We start from the raw sequence: 19,510 nt of genomic DNA on the forward strand, positions 1-19,510 counted from the left end.
ACGGCCCGGCGGCTTCAGAAGACGGTCCCCGCGTCCTGGGCCAGCAGCTCGTCGGTGGCGCGCTCGGCCACCGCGGCGATCGTCATCGACGGGTTGCAGGCGGCGGTGGTGCCGGGGATCAGCGCGCCGTCCAGGACGTAGAGGCCGCGCTGCCCCTGGACCCGCCCGGCGAGGTCGCAGACCGACCCCATCGCGGCGCCGCCCAGCGGGTGCCAGGTGGACGGGTAGGCGGCGGTGGTGTCGAGGAGGGCCGAGAGCGGGCCGGCGATCTTCTTGGCCCGCGCGTCGATCCGCTTGAACAGCGCCTCGTCGCCCTTGGCCGCCCACTGCAGCACGGCGTCGTCCTTGGCGGCGTCGTAGGTGAACCGGCCGCGGTCGGCGCTCACGCCGAAGCCGACGAGCATGGTGGAGCGCAGGTTCGGCGACGGCGGGAGGGACGCTTGGATGATGGTGTTCGCGGAGGCGGGGTCGTCCCACTCCTTGCTGCCGTAGATGACCGGCCCGCCCTGGGGGGCGCCGAAGTCGTCGGCGAAGTTCGTCCAGACGTAGATGCGGTCGCCGTTGGAGCCCCAGCCGGTGCCCAGGCCGTCGGGCAGGTCGGGGATCTGGCCCTTCGCCCCGGCGCGCATCAGCAGCCGGGTGGTGCCCGCCGAGCCCGCCGCCATGACGAGCGCCTTCGCGGTGATGATCTTCTGCTCCAGCACGGTCCCGTCGGTGGAGATGCGGTCGACGCAGACCTGCCAGCGGCCGTCGGCGGCCCTGGCCACGTCCGTGACGTTGTGCTGCGTCGCGACGGTCACCAGGCCGGTGGCCTCCGCCGCGGCGATGTAGGTGACGTCGACGGAGTGCTTGCCGCCGTTGTTCACGCCCATGGCGCAGTCGCCGTTGGTGTAGGACGGCTTCATCTCGCCGTCGAGCTCGCGCAGCGCGAAGTCCCAGTCGATCGGCATCGGGATCTTCGACACGGCGTAGCCGGCGCGCTCGGCGTTGCGGGCGAAGACGCGCGCCGGTCTGTAGGTCCTGCTGTTGATCAGCTCGTCGGGCGCGGTCTGCAGCTTCAGCATCCTGGCGACGCGCGGGTAGTACTCGCGGTCCATCCTGGCGTAGTCGAGCTCCTGGGGCAGCGTGGCGTTGAACACCGCCTCGGAGGGCTGGAGCGTCATGCCCTGGTAGACCAGCGAGCCGCCGCCGACGCCCGAGGCGCAGACGATGTCCATCCCGTTGCCGAACACCCGCTCCAGGAGGCCGGTGTAGGGCCCCTCGAAGCCCGGCACCTTGATCCCGAGGATCTCGGCGGGCGAGCCCAGCCAGAACATCCGCTTGTCGGGGGTGGCGGCGTGCGGGAACGTCTCGGCGTTCGGCCCGGTCGGCCACCGGACCCCGCGCTCCAGGACGAGGGAGGGCACCCCGGCCTGGGCGAACCGCAGCGCCGCCACGCCGCCTCCGAACCCGGAGCCGATGATGACGACGCGGTGCTCCTCGCGCGTCACCGGCACCCTGCGCCGTCCGGCGGCGGCGGCCCGCGACGCGCCCAGGGCGGTCAGGCCCGTCGCTGCGGCCCCGGCGAGCAGGGAACGGCGGCTCAATGAGGACATGTGTGCTCCACTCGGTCGGTTTCCGGTCAAGCCAGAGCGCGCCTGCGCGCGGCCCGCCTGAAACTAGACACCGGGCGGTGAGAGTGTCAATAAAATTGGACAACAAATGTCGCGAGTGTCAACCGCGGGTGTACGCCGACTCCAGCACCGGAAGCAGCGTCCAGCGCAGGAAGGAGCGCAGGTCCTCGTCGGTGCGGACGGCGTCGCTGTCGAAGAGCAGCACCGACAGGGCGCTGCGCAGGATGACCTCCACCACGTCGCCGAACCGGGCGGCCAGCCGCGGCTCCCGCACCAGCAGCGGCACCAGCAGCCGCTCCGCCGCCGGCTTGGTCCGCACGAAGGTCTCCTCGTCGAACAGCGGGCTGCCCCGGTCCGCGAGCAGCAGCGCGCCCAGGACGGGATGGCGGCGGCACTCCGCCCGCACCGCCACGATCAGCTCCACGACGTACTCCGCCGCGTCCGGCACGTCGGCGATCCGGGCGTCGAGCCGCCCCAGCACCTGGTGCGTGACCCGCACCATCGCCTCCGACAGCAGCTCGTCCCGCCCGCCGAAGTGCGCGTAGACCGTCTGCCGGGAGACCCCCGCCTCCCGCGCCACCGCCACCATGTTCACGGCCTCGAAACCCGACCGCGCCACGAGAGCCGCGGCCGCGTCCAGGATCCGCTCTCTCGCCCCCACACCGAGAGGATATCGGCGTTCACCGGCCGAGCAGAGTTCCCATCGGGACGAAGTCGGCGAACTCCTCCAGGGCGCCCGCGCGGCCGCGCTGGTCGACGGCGGGTTCCGCCGAGGCGGCGGCCGGGCCGGTGCGCGCCCTGGTCGGGGCGACCGCACCGCCGGTGATCCCGGCGAAGCGCAGCATGTACTGGGCGAGCTCGGTGCCGGCGCGCAGGGTCCGCTCCTGGAGGGAGTCCTCCGCCTTGGCGGTGGTGGCCGCGCCGAAGTCCTCCGCGGCGGCGAACACGCTCGTCGGGACCGTGTCGGCCTTGAGGTAGCCGAACAGGGGGCGCAGCGCGTAGTCGATCGCCAGGGAGTGGCGGGCGGTGCCGCCGGTCGCGCCGAGCAGGACGGGCACGCCGGTGAACGTGCCCGGGTCGACGACGTCGATGAACGACTTGAAGACGCCGGCGTAGGACAGGTTGAAGGTCGGGGTGACGGCGATGACGCCGTCGGCGGCCTTCAGCGCGTCGATCGCGGACTGGAGGCGCTCGCCCGCGAACCGCGTCAGCGTCGCGTCGACGATGTCGTGCCCCAGGTCCTTGACCTCGATGAACGAGGTGCGCACGGTGTGCCCGTCGCGTTCGAGGACGTCGCGGGCGGACGCGGCGAGGCGGTCGGCGAGCATGCGGGTGGTGGAGGGGACGCTCAACCCCGAGGAGATCACCACGAGGCCGAGCGGGCGGACGTCACTCATGGCCGTTTCCCTTCTCGGCGGCCTCGCGGGCCGCCGTCTCGCGTCCGGCGGCCGAGCCGGCCAGGCGCCGCTGCTCGCGGAGCTCGCGCAGCGCGGCCTGGCGGCGGGCCTGCTCGCCGCCCTCGGCGGTCAGCCCCGTCCAGTTGTCGCCGGTGCCGAAGCGGTAGGCGTCGGAGTACGGCTGCTCGCCCTCGGCCGCCAGCGCCGCGTCGCGGGCGGCGACGAGGGAGGCGTGGGTGGGGGCGTCCGGCACGTGCGCGGGACGCAGCGCGTCGAGCTCCCTGCGCAGCACCGGGACGATCTTCGTGCCGAGGATCTCGATCTGCTCCATCGCGGTCTTGTGCGGCAGGCCCGCGTGGTCGACGAGGAACAGCTGGCGCTGGTAGTCGCCCACGTGGTCGCGCATGGCCAGGTACCGCTCGATGACCTGGTCGGGTGAGCCGACGGTCAGCGGGGTCTCGCGGGTGAAGTCCTCCATCGACGGGCCGTGCCCGTAGACGGGGGCGTTGTCGAAGTAGGGGCGGAACTCGCGGACGGCGTCCTGGCTCCGCTCCCGGGCGAAGAACTGGCCGCCGAGCCCGACGATCGCCTGGTCGGCGGTGCCGTGCCCGTAGTGCTCGAACCGCTGCCGGTAGAACTCCACCATCTGCTTGGTGTGGCGGATGGGCCAGAAGATGTTGTTGTGGAAGAACCCGTCGCCGTAGTAGGCGGCCTGCTCGGCGATCTGCGGGGAGCGGATCGAGCCGTGCCAGACGAACGGCGGGACGCCGTCGAGGGGCCGCGGGGTCGAGGTGAACCGCTGGAGGGGCGTGCGGAACTCGCCCTCCCAGTCCACGACGTCCTCGGTCCACAGGCGGCGCAGCAGGTGGTAGTTCTCGACCGCCAGCTCGATGCCCTGGCGGATGTCCTGGCCGAACCACGGGTAGACGGGGCCGGTGTTGCCGCGCCCCATGACCAGGTCGACGCGGCCGTCGGCGAGGTGCTGGAGCATGGCGTAGTCCTCGGCGATCTTGACCGGGTCGTTGGTCGTGATCAGCGTGGTGGCCGTCGACAGCAGCAGGCGCTCGGTCTTCGCCGCGACGAAGCCCAGGGTCGTGGTGGGCGAGGAGGTGACGAACGGCGGGTTGTGGTGCTCGCCGACGGCGAAGACGTCGAGGCCGACCTCCTCGGCCAGCTTCGCCTTCTCCACGACGCCGCGGATCCGCTCCCGCTCCGTGGGGACCGCCCCGGTCGTGGGATCCGGGGTGATGTCGGCGACGCTGAAGATCCCGAACTGCATGGGAACGGCTCCTTCCTGTCCGCGCGGGCGGGCACCCGCCGATGGTAGTTGAATATTGAACCATCAGGCTCGGGTGTTTGTTCCCGATCCCGCCGCTCGTCGTCGCCGCTACAGGGCGGGCTTGCCCGGGGTGTGGACCCAGGCGGTGAACAACGCGTCGAGATCCTGTCCGGAGACCTTCTCGGCGAGTTCCTTGAAGTCGGCGGTCGTGACGTTGCCGTCCTTGTACTTCGCGGCCCAGGTGCGGCCGAGGCGGTAGAACTTCTCGTCGCCGATCTTCGTTCGGAGGACGTGGAGGGTCATCGCGCCGCGCGTGTAGGACGACCAGTTGTAGATGCCGTCGCGGCCGGGGTCGTCCATGACGGTCTGCCATGCCGCATGGTCCGCGGCGCGGGCGTAGGAGGCGTCGAACGCGGCCTGCGCGGTGCGGCCGCCGGTGGCCTCGGTGTACAGCCAGTCGTTGTAGGTGGCCCAGCCCTCGTTGAGCCAGATGTCCTTCCACAGGTAGGGCGTGACGCTGTCGCCGAACCACTGGTGGGCCAGCTCGTGCGCGATCGTCCCGGTGTTCGGCTGGCGGCCCGGCTCCCCCACGTCGTAGACCGAGCGGCCCTGGGTCTCCAGGGCGTAGCCGACGCCGATGCGGTCGACGACGCCGCCTGTGGAGGTGAACGGGTAGGGGCCCCAGGTCCTGCGCATCCAGTCGGTCACGGTGTTCGTCGTGTCGAAGAACGTCTTCGACTGGTCCGGGGCGGTGTCGAGGGCCGAGTCGATCGCGGTGACCGACGGGATGCCCGAGGGGGTCCGCCCCGTCGTCACGTTGAACCTGCCGATCGCGAGCATGGCGAGCTCGCTGGCCATCGGGTGCCGCATCCGCCATGTGACGGTGGTGAGGCCGCCGCGCGTCCGCTCCTTCACCTTCTCGCCGTTCGACAGCGCCTTGAGCCCGGACGGCGCCGTGACCGTGACGCTGTAGGTGGCCTTGTCGCGCGGGGTGTCGTTCACGGGGTAGTAGGTGGCGGCGCCGAACGGCTGGTTGAGCGCCACCGCGCCGTCGTCCGTGGCGATCCAGCCGGACGTGCCGAGCGCGGGATCGTCGATGCGCTTGGGGACGCCGTGGTACTTCACCGTCGCCGTGAACCTCTTGCCGGCCTTGATCCCCTTGCGCGGGGTGATGACGAGCTCCTGCGCGCCCTCCCTCTTCCAGGCCGCCCGTCCGTTCACCTTGACGTCGTCGACCTCCAGCGGGCCGAGGAAGTCGAGGTTGAACGACGAGAGGTTCTGCGTCGCCCTGGCCTGGATGCGCGCGGTGGCGGTGATCGCCCCGGTCGAAGGCTCGAACTGGAACGTCAGGTCGTAGTCCCGGACGTCGTACCCTCCGTTCCCGTTCTCCGGGAAGTACGGGTCTCCCGCCCCCGCCGCCCCCGGCGTGAACCGCTCCGCGGCGTGCGCGGCGGGCGCGAACGCCAGGGCCGCCGTCAGCACCGCGGCCGTGACCGGTCCGCTCCGTCTCATCGTTTCTCCCCTCGATGCACCATCTGTCCCTCTCGAGCCTGACGAACCCGCATTTCCCCTACAAGTCCCTCATGAACGCGAGTCCGTTTCGCAACGCGGGGCCGGATCGAACGGAGGGCGGACCCGCCCCCCGGCATTCCGCGGCGTCCTCCTACACCATGACCCCCCGCGTTAATGGGGCCTGCGACCGATGGTGGGGGCATGGCGGGCCGCCCAGACTGGAGCCAGGGAGGGTTCACCACGACCCTCCCCTTCTGTTACCCAGGGAAAGGCGTGTTTCGATGTCGACGTACTCCGGCCAGGAAACTCCGCGATCCGGACGCCTGGACGCCGAGGAGGCGCGCAGGCGGCTGGAACAGGAGCACCGGAACCGAATCGAGCAGCTGACGGCCCTCCAGGAGGACGCGGAGTCGGGGGCCGACGAGATCGCCGGCGTCCAGCGCGCCTCCATCCAGCGCGTGATCAAGGACATCGAGGTCGCCCTGGAGCGCCTGGAGGCGGGCGAGTACGGGAACTGCCAGCGCTGCGCCAAGCCCATCCCCGTCGAGCGGCTCGAGATCCTCCCCTACGCCCGCTGCTGCGTGAAGTGCCAGCAGAAGGAGGGCCGCTGAGGCGCCGCGAAGATTACCGAGACACGATGTCGCACCAACTCTTTACACGCGACATCGTGTCGCACTAACCTCGGGAAGGGAGCCGGAACGAGGAAGGTGCCGAGATGAGTGCGACGAAGCAGACCGCGACCGCCGCGACGAGGACCGGGCGGCCCGAAGCGCGCCGGGACGACCGCAGGCCGGACTACCACGAGACGCTGCGGACGCTGTCGGAGGCGTCGGTGCACCAGCACTTCGACGCGTTCCTCGACATCCCCTGGGACGACCCCGCGTACGCGGTGGACCCCCGCGACGAGCGGTGGATCCTGCCGCAGGAGGACGTGCTGGGGCGGCACCCCTGGTACCGCTCGCTGCCCAAGGAGCGCCAGATCGAGGTCGGTCTCTACCGGCAGGCCAACATCAACAAGGTGGGCCTGCAGTTCGAGCAGGTCCTCATCGGCGGGATCATGCAGCACGCGTTCCGGGTGCGCAACGGCGACCCCGAGTTCCGCTACTCCACGCACGAGGCCGCCGAGGAGTGCCACCACACCCAGATGTTCCAGGAGTTCGTGAACCGCTCGGGCGTCGACGCGCCCGGCGGCTCGCGGCTCTTCCGCATGACCGCGCCGTTCATGCCGCTGGCCGCCGCGTGGGTGCCCGCCGCGTTCTTCGTCGGCGTCCTCGCCGGCGAGGAGCCCATCGACCACCTGCAGAAGTCGGTGCTGCGGGCCGGCGCGCAGGCGCACCCGCTGCTGCGGCGGATCATGCAGATCCACATCGCCGAGGAGGCGCGCCACATCGGCTTCGCCCACCGGTTCCTCCAGCACCACGTGCCGCGGCTCGGCCGGGTGCGGCGAGCCGTGCTGTCCGTGCTCTTCCCGCTCATCATGCGGTGGCTGTGCGACGTCATCATGGTTCCGGGGAGCGAGGCGCGCCGCGGGATGGGCATCCCCCGCGCGGTGGCGCGCGAGGTGTGGTGGCGCGACCCCGAGTCCCGCAAGGTCCTGCGCGACTTCTTCGCCGACGTCCGGATGCTCGCCGAGTCCCTCGACCTGATGAACCCGGTCTCCCGGCGGGTGTGGCGGATGTGCCGCATCGACGGCAGGCCCGCCCGGTTCCGCAGCGAGCCGGCCTCCGCCGCTTCCTGACCAGGAGAAGAGTCCCTCCATGCCGTACGTCGTCACGCAGTCGTGCTGCAACGACGCCTCCTGCGTCGTCGCCTGCCCCGTCAACTGCATTCACCCGGCCCCGGGCGATCCCGGGTTCGCCGAGGCGGAGATGCTGCACGTCGATCCCGCCACCTGCGTCGACTGCGGCGCCTGCGCCACCGCCTGCCCGGTCGGCGCGATCGTCCCGCACACCAAGCTGCAGCCCCACGAGCTGCCCTTCCTGGAGATCAACGCCTCCTACTACCGCGACAACCCGCACGCCGACCGCACGCCGCTGGCGCTGGTCCCGGCGCAGCGCCGGCTCCGCTCCTCCGACCCGGTGCGCGTCGCCGTGGTCGGGGCGGGACCGGCCGGGATGTACGTCGCCGACGAGCTCCTGAAGCACCCCGAGGTGAGCGTCGACGTCTACGACCGGCTCCCCACGCCCTACGGCCTCCTGCGCGCCGGCGTCGCGCCGGACCACCAGGACACCAAGCGCGCCGAGGAGCTGTTCCGCGACATCGAGTCCCAGCCCGGCTTCCGCTACCGGCTGGGCGTGGAGGTCGGCGAGGACGTGGCCCTCGAGGAGCTGCTGCGCCACCACCACGCGGTGGTGTACGCCGTCGGCGCCTCCGCCGACCGCCCCCTCGGCGTCCCCGGCGAGGACCTCCCGGGCTCCCTGTCGGCCACCGACCTGGTCGGCTGGTACAACGGCCACCCCGACCGCCGGGACCTGGACGTGCGCCTGGACGGCGAGCGCGTCGTCGTGGTCGGCAACGGCAACGTCGCCCTCGACGTCGCGCGCGTCCTCACCGCCGACCCCGCGCGGCTGGCCGCCACCGACATCGCCGACCACGCCCTGGCGGCCCTGGCCGAGAGCGGCGTCCGCGAGGTGGTGGTCCTCGGCCGCCGGGGACCGGCGCAGGCGGCGTTCACCCTCCCCGAGCTCGTGGGCCTCGCCGGGCACCACGACCTCAACGTCCGGGTCGAGGCGGCCGCCGAGGACCTGGCGGGCGACGACCCGCGGCTGGTGGCGCTGGCGGAGCTGGCCCGCCGCCCGGTCGACCCGGCGCTGCGCACGATGGTCCTGCGCTTCAACACCGCGCCCGTCGAGGTGCTCGGATCCGACCGGGTGAGCGGGCTCCGCGTGGCCCGCACCGAGCTGGTCCCCGACGGGAACGGCGTGCTCCGCGCCCGGCTCACCGAGGACACCGAGACGATCGAGGCGGGCATGGTCCTGCGCTCGGTCGGCTACCGCGGCGTCCCCGTCCGCGACCTCCCCCACGACGCCGACACCCACACGGTGCGCAACGACGGCGGCCGTGTCCGCCCCGGCGTGTACGTCGCGGGCTGGGCCAAGCGCGGTTCGACCGGCTTCATCGGCAGCAACAAGACCTGCGCCCAGGAGACGGTCGGCCGCCTCCTCGACGACCTCGACGCGAACCTGGTCGACCGGGGCCCGCGCGACCCGCGGGGGCTCGAAGAAGAGCTGCGCCGCCGCGGTGTGACCGTGGTCGACCTGGCGGGGTGGCGCGCCATCGACGAGGAGGAGCGGCGGCGGGGCGCGGCGGCGGGGCGGCCGCGCCGGAAGATCGTCGATCCCGCCGAGCTCACCCGGGTGGCGGCCCGCGACCGGCTCGCGGGCCGCTACGCTGGCGGCGGGAGACGCTAGGAAGACCAGGACGGAGTTGCGACGATGTCGGTGCCGGATCACGCGACGGAGCGGCCCGACGGCCGCCAGGCCCGCTGGGACCGGCACAACCACGAGCGGCAGCAGCACATCGTCGGCGCCGCCATCGCCGTCATCGAGGAGAACGCGCCCGGCACCCACGTCCACCTCCAGCAGATCGCCGAGCGGGCCGGGCTGACCCGCAGCGTGATCTACCGGCACTTCGCCGACCGCGCGGACCTCGACCGCGCGGTGCGGACGGCGGTCGTGGACTCCCTCGCCGACGAGCTGCTGCCCGCCGTCGCCCTGGAGGGGACCATCCCCGACATCATCGAGCGGGTCGTCTCCCGCTATGTCGGCTGGGCGGTCGCCCATCCCTCCCTGCACCGGCTCGCCGAGTCCGAGCCCGCGGCCCGCGCCGGCAGTCCCCTGCAGCGCGGCCTGGAGCGCATCTCCGAGCAGGTCATGAGCGTGATCGTCACCGCCCTCGACACGCTCGGCGTCGAGCTGGACGACGACGAGCGCGCGATGCTCGACCCGCTCGCCTTCGGGCTGGTCGGCGCGGTCTTCAGCGCCGTGCGGCGCTGGCTGTCCGTCGGCGCCCAGCGGCCCCCGGCCCCGGTGCTCGTCACCTCCCTGACCGACTCGGTGTGGTACCTCATCGAAGGGCACGGCCGCTCCCTCGGCGTGTCCCTCCCCCGCGACGAGCCGGTGCAGTCCCTCCTGGAGCGGGCCGCGCTCGTCGAGCGGAGCTGACCCCTCCCGCCGCCCTCCGGCACGCCCCGGCGGCGGCCCCGGGCCCGTCCGGGACGGGCGTGGCCCATAGTGGTGGGAATCCCTGTCGGTCGAGGAGGCGCATCCGTTGTTCCTGTTCTGGCGGATCTTCGGGCTCAACGCCCTGGTGCTGGGCGCGGCCACGGCGCTGCTGCTGTGGGCGCCGGTGACCGTTTCGGTGCCGGTGCTGCTGACCGAGGCGGCCGTCCTGCTCTCCGGGCTCGCCGTGATGCTCGTCGCCAACGCCGCCCTGCTGGGGGTCGGCCTCGCCCCGCTCAACCGGCTGTCCCGGCTGATGACCACCGTCGACCTGCTCCAGCCCGGCAGGCGGCTGCCGGTGCCGGGCAGGGGCGGCCTCACCGGTCTGATCAGCACCTTCAACGCCATGCTGGACCGGCTGGAGGCCGAACGCGCCGACGCCAGCGCCCGCGTGCTGTCCGCCCAGGAGGCCGAGCGGCGCCGCATCGCGCGGGAGCTCCACGACGAGGTCGGCCAGAGCCTGACCGCGGTGCTGCTGAGCCTGAGCCGGCTCGCCGACCGCGCCCCCGAGCCGCTGCACGCCGAGCTGCTGGACGCCCAGGAGGTCACCCGGGAGAGCCTGGCCGAGGTGCGGCGCCTGGCCCGCCGGCTGCGTCCGGACGTCCTGGAGGACCTGGGCCTGAGCAGCGCGCTGATCTCACTGAGCACCGAGATCGCCGCCCACACCGGCCTGGCGGTCACCCGCAGGTTCCCACCGGGCCTGCCCCCGCTGGACCCGGAGGTCGAGCTGGTGCTCTACCGCGTCGCCCAGGAGGGTCTGACCAACGTCGCCCGGCACGCCGACGCCGAGCACGCCGAGCTGGAACTGCACCGCGCCGACGACGCCGTGGTGCTGCGCCTCTCCGACGACGGCCACGGCATCGGCGCGGTCCGCGAGGGCGCCGGGATCCGCGGCATGCGCGAACGCGCCCTGCTGGTGGGCGGCCGCCTGTCCGTGGGCCCGAACCCCGGCGGCGGCACCCTGCTCACCCTGACCATCCCTCTCTCCCGCGAAGGCTCGTGACGACGATGTCCACCACCCGTGTCCTCCTGGCCGACGACCACGCCCTGGTCCGCCGCGGAGTACGCATGATCCTCAACGGCGCGACCGGCTTCGAGGTCGTCGCCGAGGCGGGCGACGGCGCCGAGGCCATCGCCCTGGCCCGCGCCCACCATCCCGACCTCGCCGTCCTCGACGTGGCCATGCCGCGCCTGACCGGCCTGCAGGCCGCGCGCGAGCTGTCGCTGCTGTATCCCGAGCTGCGCATCCTCATGTTGTCGATGCACGACAACGAGCAGTACTTCTTCCAGTCCCTCAAGGCCGGCGCCTGCGGATACGTCCTGAAGTCCGCCGCCGACCGCGACCTCATCGAGGCGTGCCGCGCCGCCATGCGCGGCGAGTCCTTCCTCTACCCCGACGCCGTCGCCACGCTCGTCCGCGAGTACCTGGAACGCCTCCGCCAGGGCCACGAGGTCCCCGACACCGTCCTGACGGCACGGGAGGAGGAGGTCCTCAAGCTCATCGCCGAGGGCCACTCCTCCAAGGAGATCGCCGAGACCCTCGCCATCAGCGTCAAGACCGTCCAGCGCCACCGCGCCAACCTGCTGGACAAGCTGGGCCTGCACGACCGCCTGGCCCTCACCCGCTACGCCATCCGCGTCGGCCTCATCGAGCCCTGACCCGGCTCTCCCGCCATCCCCTCCTCGGCTCCGGGCCCGCGGACCGCCGCGGCCGTCTCGACGCCGTGCTCGTGCAGCACATGGCGCATGCGGGAGACATCGAGGTAGGCCCCCTGGAGGGGATGGGCGAGCAGGCGCGAGAGCGCGGTGCCGTACTTGGCCATCGAGTTCCGGCCCGGAATGAAGATCGAAAGTTCGTCCCGGGCCGCGAAGCCCTGCACCTCGATGTCCCCGGGGAGATCCGCGACGGCCTCCCCTCCCACCGCGACGGGGACCTTCACCAGCCAGTGCGGCCCTTCGGCGGTGCGGCTCCGCCGCTTCTGCTCCGGGGTCTCACCCGCCCAAGCGCGCCAAGGCGTCCCCGACACGACGGCCCCGCAGGACTCCACCACCTCGACCACGTCCCGCACCGTCGCGGCGACGGCGGCATCGACCTTGTCCCAGTCGTCCTCGGCCGACGTGCCGAGCACCGATTTCGACGCCACCGTCATCTCGGGCGCATGACGCAAGATCACCTCCGGCCGCGAGCCGAGCAGCTCACGCGCGTCGCTGATCGCCTCGTCCTGGACCCGCCGCTGTCGCTCGACCTCCGCACTGTGCCGCTGCAGCAGAACCAGCGCCCCCTCCGGATCGTCCAGGGCATCACGGACGAGCTTGAGGCTCATCCCCGCACCGCGCAGAACGGTGACCAGCATGGCCCGCTCGACCTGGTCGAACATGTACGAGCGGTAGCCGGTCTGCTCGTCGACCACGGCGGGAACGAGCACCTCCTCGGAGTGGTAGAGCCGCAACGCCTGCGGCGACAACCGGCACATCTCGCTGAACTCGCTGATGGACAACATGCTTCAAGTCTCGGCCTTGCAGCGACCACAAGGTCAAGCGCGCGGCCCCCCGGACGGTCTCATCTGCTGCGCAAGGCGGTGCGCACACCGAACGTGATCGCGCCGATGACGAACAGGGCGCCCAGGAGCTGGAGGCCGGGTGAGTCGTCGGCCTCCCCCAGCACGACGGCGGCGGAGCCGAGGGCGGCGGCGAGGACTGCGAGAAGAGGCTTCACGAGACTTCCTTTCGAGGGACGGAACCGCCATCGCCAGGAGGCGTCGGCGGACAGGCCGCGGATCATCCGCGACAGGATGCTCAGGGCGATGCGCCGCTCTTCGGTCCCGTGCGCGCGTTCGTGGGCGATGTGGTCGTGGAGGTCGGCGGCGATCTCCTCGACGCGGCGCTGGGAGATCGCGGCGGGCAGGTCCCGGGTGTAGAAGCGCGTCCACCGGACCACCAGCCCGGCCGCGCGCTCCGGGGTCATGCCGACCCCGGAGCGATGCGCGGGGAGCGCCGGACCGCCTTGTCCCTCTGCTCGGCGAGCGCCTGTTCGGCCGCGCGGACGCCTGGTGCCGTGAGTTCGTACAGGCGCCGCCGCGGCCGCCCCTCGGCCGCCTCCGCGTCCTCCCAGCGGGAGGTGAGGAGGCCGAAGTCCTCCAGGCGCCCCAGGGCCTTGTACAGGGTCCCGTGAGCGGTCAGTGAGCGTGAGTCGTTCTGTTCCCGCATGGCCTGCGCGAGACCGAACCCGTGGAAGGCGTCCTCACCGGAACGCAGTATCGACAGCGCGGCCTCCAGGATCTCGGTCTCGAGAGGCAGGAGGGTGCCGGGTCTCCGTCTTGGCATGGACAAAAGAATAGGAAGATATCTTCCTATAAGCAAGCGCCCCTGGGGAGGTCCGGGCGGTGGTGCCGTTCGCGGCGGGCGTCCCGGGTCAGCGGGTGAGGAGTTCGCGGAGGAGGCGGGTGATCTCGGCGGGGGCTTCTTCGGCCATGAAGTGGCCGGCGGTCGTGGTGTGGTGGTGGAGGTCGGTGGTCCAGGCGCGCCACAGGGCGGTGGCGTCGTAGCCGAGGGCCGCGCCCCAGTCCTGCTGGACGACGGTGACGGGCATGCGGAGGCGGGTGCCGCGGGCGCGGTCGGCGCTGTCGTGTTCGATGTCGATGCCCGCCGAGGCGCGGTAGTCGGCGACGATCGAGGGGACGGCGTCGCGGCAGGCGGCCAGGTAGGCGGCGCGGAACTCGGCGGGGATCGCCGAAGGGTCCTGCGTCCACTGGTCGAGGAAGTGGCCGAAGAACGCGTCGGGCTCGGCGCCGATCAGCCGTTCGGGCAGGCCGGGCGGCTGGGCCATGAGGTACAGGTGGAAGCCGACGGCCGCCGACGCGCCGTGCATGACGTCCCACATGTCGAGGGTGGGCAGCACGTCGAGGCAGGCGAGACGGGTGATCGCGTCGGGGTGGTCCAGGCCCGCGCGGAACGCGACGAGGGCGCCGCGGTCGTGGCCGGCGAGCGCGAACCGCTCGTGGCCGAGGGCGCGGGCGACGGTGACGGTGTCGGCGGCCATCGTGCGCTTGGAGTAGGTGTCCGGACCGGTCTCGGCGGGCTTGCCGCTGGCGCCGTAGCCGCGCAGGTCCGGGCAGATGACCGTGTGGTCGGCGGCGAGGTCGGCGGCGACGTGCCGCCACATGAGGTGCGTCTGGGGGAAGCCGTGCAGCAGGACGACGGCCGGGCCCGAGCCGCCGACGGCGGCGTTCAGGATCGTGCCGTCGGCGGCGGGGACGCGGTGGTAGGTGAAATCCTGGATCATGGGTGACATGGGCTTCTCTCCTCGGGGGACGTCGTCGATGTCCTGACTCCTCGAGGCTGCCGTGCGTCGATGAGCAACCGATCAGCACGAGGGAGAAGGGCGGGGCCGGTGGACGTCTTCCTGGGGGTGCTCGGGCCGGTGCAGGCCTGGGACGGCGCGGGCGCGGAGATCTCCCTGCGGGGCAGGCGGCACCGGGAGGTCCTGGCCCGGCTGGTCGCGGCGCGGGGCCGCGTGGTGCCGGTCGATCTGCTCGCCGCCGACCTGTGGGAGGACCCTCCGCCGGGCGCGGTGGGCGCGATCCGCACGTTCGTGGGCGCGCTGCGGCGGGCCCTGGAGCCGGGCCGCCCGCCGCGGACCCCGCCCCGGCTGATCGTCACCGTCGGTCCGGGTTACGCGCTGCGGGCCGGGGCGGACGCCGTCGACGCCTGGCGTTTCGAGCGGGCCGCCGAGTCCGGGGAGGCGCCCGAACGGCTGCTTCCCGTGCTGGACTCGGCGCTGTCCCTGTGGCGGGGCCCTGCCTACGCCGAGTTCGCGGAGGCGCCGTGGGCGCAGCCGGAGCGGGCTCGGCTGACGGAGCTGCGGCTGCACGCGGTGGAGCGGCGCGCCCAAGCCCTGCTCGATCTCGGCCGCGCCGCCGAGGCGGTGCCCGATCTCGACGCGCACGCCCACGCGCACCCGTGGCGGGAGGAGGCGTGGCGGCTGCTGGCGCTGGCGCTGTACCGGGCCGGACGCCAGGCCGACGCGCTCGCCGTGCTGCGCGAGGCCCGTACGGCGCTGGCCGAGCGGCTGGGCCTGGACCCCGGGAGCGGGCTGCGTGAGCTGGAGGCCGGCATCCTGCGCCAGGACGACCGGCTGGCCGCCCCCGGTGACGCGGCGACCCGGCTGTGGGCGAGCGCGACCGCCGCCCACGAACGCGCCGCGCCCGACGCGCGCCTGCGGCTGGAGGCGACCGTCGGGCTCATGCGGGGGCTGGCGGTGACGGGAGGAGGCGGCCTCGTCGCGGCCCGCGAACACCGCGCCGCCGCCATCGAGGCGTCCGAGGAACTCGGCGATCCCGATCTCACCGCACGCGTGATCGGCGCCTACGACGTCCCCGCCAACTGGACCCGCTCCGACGACCCGGCGCAGGCCGCCCGGGTCGTGGCCGCGGCCGAACGCACGCTGGCCGGGCTCCCGTCCGACACGCCCCTGGGCACCCGTGCCCGCCTTCTGGCGTCGATCGCGCTGGAGTCACGCGGTGCGGCCTCACCGCGCGCCCATGCCGCGGCGGCGGAGGCCGAACGGATCGCCCGCGGCCTGGACGACCCGGCGCTGCTGGCCTTCGCCCTCAACGGCGTCTACATGCAGACCTTCACGCGGACCGGCCTCGCCGGAGAACGCGACCGCGTCGGCGCGGAGATCGTCGAGCTGTCCGAACGGCACGGCCTGCGCACCTACGAGATCCTGGGCCACCTCATCCGGCTCCAGTCCGCCTGCGCCTTCGCCGACTTCACCCGCGCCGACCGGCATGCCGCGCGTCTCGACCATCTCGCGCGACGCCACGACCGGCCGCTGACGTCGGTCTTCACCACCTGGTACCGCGCGCTCCGCCTCGCCGAGAACACGCAGGCGGCCTACGCCGACAAGGAAGCGGCCTACCGCGCCGCCGCCGCGTCCCTGGACTCGGCGGGCATGCCGGGCCTGAGCGACGGGCTGCTTCCGCTCGCCCTGCTCTGCCTGCGGCTGCGGCACGACCGGCCGCCCGGTCCGGAAGCCGCAGACGCCTATGGCCCTTACGAGCCGTGGGTGCGTCCGCTTCTGCTGCTGGCCGCAGAACACCGCGCCGAGGCCGCCGAAGCCCTGGGCGCGGCGCCCGACCCTCCCCATGACCTGCTGGCCGAGGCCATGTGGGCCCTCCTGGCCCGCGCGGCGCTGGAGCTGCGGGACGAAGCCTCCCTACGACGCGCTCAGGCCGCACTGCTCCCGGCCGCAGGCGAGCTGGCGGGCGCGGCGAGCGGCCTGGTCTCCCTCGGCCCCGTGGCCGAACTCCTCGCCGTACGCCCGCGCACCGGCTGAGACCGGTACGCGGGCGGCGGGGAGTCAGAACTGGGCGCGGGCCCAGGCGTAGTCGGGCTTGCCGACGGCGGTGAGCTGGAGTTCGTCGACCACGGCGAGGGCGCGGGGGATCTTGTAGCCGGCCAGGAGGCTGCGGCAGTGCTCCTTGACGCCCTCCTCGGTGGCGGTGCCCGCGACGACGGCGGCGACCTTGGAGCCCAGGCGCGGGTCCGGCAGGCCGACGACGATGGCGTCGGTGATGCCGGGGCAGGTGCGCAGGGCCGCCTCGACCTCCTCGGTGAAGACCTTCTCGCCGCCGGTGTTGACGACGAGGGAGCCGCGGCCGAGCAGCAGGACCACGCCGTCCTCTTCGAGACGCGCGTAGTCGCCCTGCAGCGCCCAGCGGCGGCCGTCGGGACCGGTCTTGAAGGTCTCGGCGGACTTCTTCTCGTCCTTCCAGTAGCCGAGGGGGATGTTCCCGGTGCGGGCGACGGTCCCGGTCTCACCGGGCGCCACGGGGAGCAGGTCGTCGGAGAGCACGGCCATCTGCGGGTGCATCTGGAAGCGTCCGCCGCCGAGGGACGGGCCGATCGCGCCGGTCTCCGAACCGCCGAGGTTGTCGGAGATGAAGGCGTGCGGAATGGCTTCGAGCAGCTTGGCGCGGACGTCGTCGGACAGGGGCGCGCCGCCGGAGCCGAAGGCGAAGATCTCCAGGTCGTACTCGCGGGCCGCCAGTTCCTCCGCGACGGGGTGGCCCATGCCGTTGCCGACGAGCATGAGGATCTGCGTGCGCTCCCGCGCGGCGATCTCCAGCGCCTTGGCGGCGTCGAACCGGCGCTCGGTGTAGAGGATGATCGTGCCGCCGGTGGTCAGGTTGATCCAGGTGACCCACTGCCCGCCGCCGTGCATCAGCGGCGCGTGGACCTGGGTGCGCATGCCGTCCCGGTCGGCGGCCGCGGCGAGTTCGGACGGGTCGGAGATCGGCGTCCCGCCGATGTTCCCGCCTCCCATGGCGGAGAAGAAGATGTCCTCCGACCGCCACAGCACGCCCTTCGGCAGCCCCGTCGTCCCGCCGGTGTACAGGATGTACGGGTCGTCGCCGCTGCGCTCGCCCGTCAGGCTCAGCACGTCCGCCCGGGACGGGGACGCCTCCGCCAGCGCCTTCTCGTAGTCCTGCGCGTCCGGAGCCGGCCCGTCGAGCACCACCACGTGCCGCAGGAGGGGCAGGTCCCCCCGGTTGACGTTCTGGAGGAGGTCGGCCTCCGCGACCAGCGCGACGCACTCGGAGTCGCCGAGCAGGTGGGTGAGCTCGTCCTTGACGTAGCGGTAGTTGACGTTGACGGGCGCCACCCGCGCCTTGAAGCATCCGATCATCGTCTCGAGCCACTCGGCGCGGTTGTAGCTGAGGATGCCGACGTGCTCCCCGGGTCGTACACCCGCGTCGAGCAGGTGATGGGCCACGCGCGTGGCACGCTCGTCCAACTGCCGGTAGGTGAGCCGGGTGTCACCGGCCACCAGCGCCAGCCTGTCGGGGCAGGCATCGGCAACGATCTCGAACAGGTCCGCCAGATTGAAAGCCGTCACGGGGCCAGCGTAGATGAACCGAGCAAGCAAGCGATAGGTCGAGTTTTCCCGGGCGATAACCCCACTAGATCAGTCGATAAAGTAGGTTTATGATCGGCGTCGCGATCATCGCCCGATGGCCGCCCCCCGCACCCTTTCCGAGGAATCCCCTTGCGCTCCACCGCCCTGACCCGCGCCGCCGCCGTCGTGGCGCTGCTCGCCGCGGCCGCCTCCCCCGCCGCCGCGGCCGGCCCCTTCGAACCCCTGCCGCCGGCCAACCCCTACGCCGGCCCCCTCGGCACCGCCACCATGCACGGCGACACCGCCTCCTCCGACGCCACCCCGCACGCAGGCCCCTCCGCCGGGTCGCTGACCTCGCACCGCGCCGCCCTCGCCTCGGCCTGCCCGACGGTCCTGGTCGGCGCGGACGGGTACCCCGTGGCGCTGTGCACCGAGATCTTCGGCCGCGCCCCGACGGTCCACCTGCTCGACCCCGCCACCGGCGACTCCGTCGCCGAGCTCGGCCTCACCAAGGGCTCACTGCTCGGCGGCGTCTACGCCTACCTCGACCACCTCGACCGCCTGGTCGTCGTCGACGGCACCCGCGACCTGCTGCGCATCGGCCACCGCAGGAACGCCTCGGGCGGCTGGGAGCTCCACGTGGCGAGCCGCCTGCCCCTGGACTCCGCCATCGCCGAGAACGACTCGGTCATCGGCCTCTCCCCCGACTGGCAGGGCCGCGTGTGGTTCGCCACCGGCGCGGGCGTCGTGGGCACCGCCGACGACGCCACCGGCACCGTGAAGACCCTCGCCCTCCCGGCCGGGGAGAAGGTCGCCAACAGCATCTCCACCGTGCCCCAGGGCACCGCCGTCACCACCACCCACGCCACCTACCTGCTGCGCGCCGACGCCGCCGGGACGCCGTCCGTGGTGTGGCGCCAGGCCTACGACCGCGGGCCGGGCCGCAAGCCCGGGCAGCTCAGCTGGGGCTCGGGCTCCACCCCGACGTTCTTCGGCCCGAACGGCACCGACTACGTCACCATCGTCGACAACGCCGCCCCGACGGTGAACCTGCTCGTGTACGCCACGGGGACGGGCCGGCAGATCTGCAAGCTCCCCGTTCTCAAGGCCGGTGGCAGCGGCAGCGAGAACTCGCCGGTCGCCGGCGGCGACACCGTCTTCGTCGCCAGCACCTACGGCTACCCCTACCCGGCGCTGCCCGACGACGCCGGAACCAGCGTCCCGGCGTCCGCCGACTTCCCCGGCGGCCTGTCCCGCGTGAACGTCACCGCGTCGGGCTGCACCCTGGCCTGGGACGTCGTCGTCCGCTCCGCCGCCGTCCCCCGCCTGTCACTCGGGGACGGCCTGCTCCGCACCATCGTCCGCAAGCCGGTCATCCCCGGCTCGACCTCGACGTCCGTCCTCGACACCTACGCCTACGCCGAGATCGACCCCGCCACCGGCGCCACCGTCCGCAGCAAGAACCTCGGCACCGGCTTCATCTTCGATTCCCTGCAGATGGTCGGCACCATCACCCCGGGCGTCGTCTACCAGGGCACCACGACCGGCGTCGTCCGCATCGCCAACGGCTGACGGCGCGTGAAGGGCGG

17 protein-coding genes and 1 pseudogene are annotated in these 19,510 nt (G+C 72.8%); 8 read left to right on the forward strand and 10 right to left on the reverse strand.

The features are described 5' to 3' along the window. Positions 1-14: 14 nt before the first annotated feature. The 5 genes and pseudogenes from ABD140_RS25040 to ABD140_RS25060 all read right to left on the reverse strand — a co-directional run bounded on the left by ABD140_RS25040 (position 15) and on the right by ABD140_RS25060 (position 5,801). Positions 15-1,595: a GMC oxidoreductase gene (locus ABD140_RS25040; RefSeq protein ID WP_344243415.1), complete on the reverse strand. Its 1,581-nt coding sequence runs from the start codon at positions 1,593-1,595 to the stop codon at positions 15-17. A gap of 118 nt (positions 1,596-1,713) precedes the next feature. Beyond that, complete coding sequence (locus ABD140_RS25045) at positions 1,714-2,274, reverse strand: TetR/AcrR family transcriptional regulator (protein WP_344243416.1); 561 nt, start codon at positions 2,272-2,274, stop codon at positions 1,714-1,716. A gap of 19 nt (positions 2,275-2,293) precedes the next feature. Beyond that, on the reverse strand, positions 2,294-3,010 hold the full coding sequence (locus tag ABD140_RS25050; protein WP_344243417.1) for a CE1759 family FMN reductase: 717 nt from the start codon (positions 3,008-3,010) through the stop codon (positions 2,294-2,296). Positions 3,011-3,212: 202 nt separating this feature from the next. Then, positions 3,213-4,289 (reverse strand): annotated as a pseudogene (locus tag ABD140_RS25055) (LLM class flavin-dependent oxidoreductase); the annotation flags it as partial. 108 nt (positions 4,290-4,397) lie between these two features. Next, positions 4,398-5,801 (reverse strand): M1 family metallopeptidase, encoded by a 1,404-nt coding sequence (locus ABD140_RS25060; RefSeq protein ID WP_344243418.1) that lies wholly within the window; start codon positions 5,799-5,801, stop codon positions 4,398-4,400. Positions 5,802-6,082: 281 nt separating this feature from the next. Between ABD140_RS25060 and ABD140_RS25065 the strand changes: the two genes are divergently transcribed. The 6 genes from ABD140_RS25065 to ABD140_RS25090 all read left to right on the forward strand — a co-directional run bounded on the left by ABD140_RS25065 (position 6,083) and on the right by ABD140_RS25090 (position 11,680). Further along, positions 6,083-6,412, forward strand: coding sequence for a TraR/DksA family transcriptional regulator (locus ABD140_RS25065; protein ID WP_344243419.1), 330 nt, complete (start codon positions 6,083-6,085; stop codon positions 6,410-6,412). A gap of 104 nt (positions 6,413-6,516) precedes the next feature. Continuing rightward, positions 6,517-7,539: an AurF N-oxygenase family protein gene (locus tag ABD140_RS25070; protein ID WP_344243420.1), complete on the forward strand. Its 1,023-nt coding sequence runs from the start codon at positions 6,517-6,519 to the stop codon at positions 7,537-7,539. 19 nt (positions 7,540-7,558) lie between these two features. Further along, positions 7,559-9,211, forward strand: a complete 1,653-nt coding sequence (locus ABD140_RS25075) for an FAD-dependent oxidoreductase (protein ID WP_344243421.1) — start codon at positions 7,559-7,561, stop codon at positions 9,209-9,211. Between the two features lie 24 nt (positions 9,212-9,235). Next, on the forward strand, positions 9,236-9,964 hold the full coding sequence (locus ABD140_RS25080; RefSeq protein ID WP_344243422.1) for a TetR/AcrR family transcriptional regulator: 729 nt from the start codon (positions 9,236-9,238) through the stop codon (positions 9,962-9,964). A 106-nt stretch (positions 9,965-10,070) separates the two neighbouring features. After that, positions 10,071-11,024: a HAMP domain-containing sensor histidine kinase gene (locus ABD140_RS25085; protein ID WP_344243423.1), complete on the forward strand. Its 954-nt coding sequence runs from the start codon at positions 10,071-10,073 to the stop codon at positions 11,022-11,024. A gap of 5 nt (positions 11,025-11,029) precedes the next feature. Then, on the forward strand, positions 11,030-11,680 hold the full coding sequence (locus ABD140_RS25090; RefSeq protein ID WP_344243424.1) for a response regulator: 651 nt from the start codon (positions 11,030-11,032) through the stop codon (positions 11,678-11,680). On the opposite strand, the gene ABD140_RS25095 is transcribed toward ABD140_RS25090, so the two are convergent. From ABD140_RS25095 to ABD140_RS25110, 4 genes are all read right to left on the reverse strand, one after another. After that, complete coding sequence (locus tag ABD140_RS25095) at positions 11,647-12,522, reverse strand: MerR family transcriptional regulator (protein WP_344243425.1); 876 nt, start codon at positions 12,520-12,522, stop codon at positions 11,647-11,649. The genes ABD140_RS25090 and ABD140_RS25095 overlap by 34 nt on opposite strands. A 59-nt stretch (positions 12,523-12,581) precedes the next feature. Further along, positions 12,582-12,986, reverse strand: a complete 405-nt coding sequence (locus ABD140_RS25100) for a hypothetical protein (protein WP_344243426.1) — start codon at positions 12,984-12,986, stop codon at positions 12,582-12,584. Further along, positions 12,983-13,345, reverse strand: coding sequence for a PadR family transcriptional regulator (locus ABD140_RS25105; RefSeq protein WP_344243427.1), 363 nt, complete (start codon positions 13,343-13,345; stop codon positions 12,983-12,985). The genes ABD140_RS25100 and ABD140_RS25105 overlap by 4 nt, the downstream gene beginning before the upstream one ends. A gap of 88 nt (positions 13,346-13,433) precedes the next feature. Next, entirely contained in the window at positions 13,434-14,312 is an 879-nt protein-coding gene (locus ABD140_RS25110) for an alpha/beta fold hydrolase (protein ID WP_344243429.1), read from the reverse strand. Between the two features lie 99 nt (positions 14,313-14,411). Here ABD140_RS25110 and ABD140_RS25115 point away from each other — a divergent pair, with 99 nt between their 5' ends. After that, on the forward strand, positions 14,412-16,358 hold the full coding sequence (locus ABD140_RS25115) for an AfsR/SARP family transcriptional regulator (protein ID WP_344243430.1): 1,947 nt from the start codon (positions 14,412-14,414) through the stop codon (positions 16,356-16,358). Positions 16,359-16,382: 24 nt separating this feature from the next. Here ABD140_RS25115 and ABD140_RS25120 read toward each other — a convergent pair whose 3' ends face one another. After that, positions 16,383-17,921: an acyl-CoA synthetase gene (locus ABD140_RS25120; RefSeq protein ID WP_344243431.1), complete on the reverse strand. Its 1,539-nt coding sequence runs from the start codon at positions 17,919-17,921 to the stop codon at positions 16,383-16,385. Positions 17,922-18,071: 150 nt separating this feature from the next. Here ABD140_RS25120 and ABD140_RS25125 point away from each other — a divergent pair, with 150 nt between their 5' ends. After that, the gene (locus ABD140_RS25125) at positions 18,072-19,493 is read left to right on the forward strand and encodes an NHL repeat-containing protein (protein ID WP_344243432.1); all 1,422 of its coding nucleotides are present in this window, start codon (positions 18,072-18,074) and stop codon (positions 19,491-19,493) included. Positions 19,494-19,510 lie beyond the last annotated feature (17 nt).

Source organism: Actinocorallia libanotica (genome assembly GCF_039525175.1).
Taxonomy (GTDB): domain Bacteria; phylum Actinomycetota; class Actinomycetes; order Streptosporangiales; family Streptosporangiaceae; genus Actinocorallia; species Actinocorallia libanotica.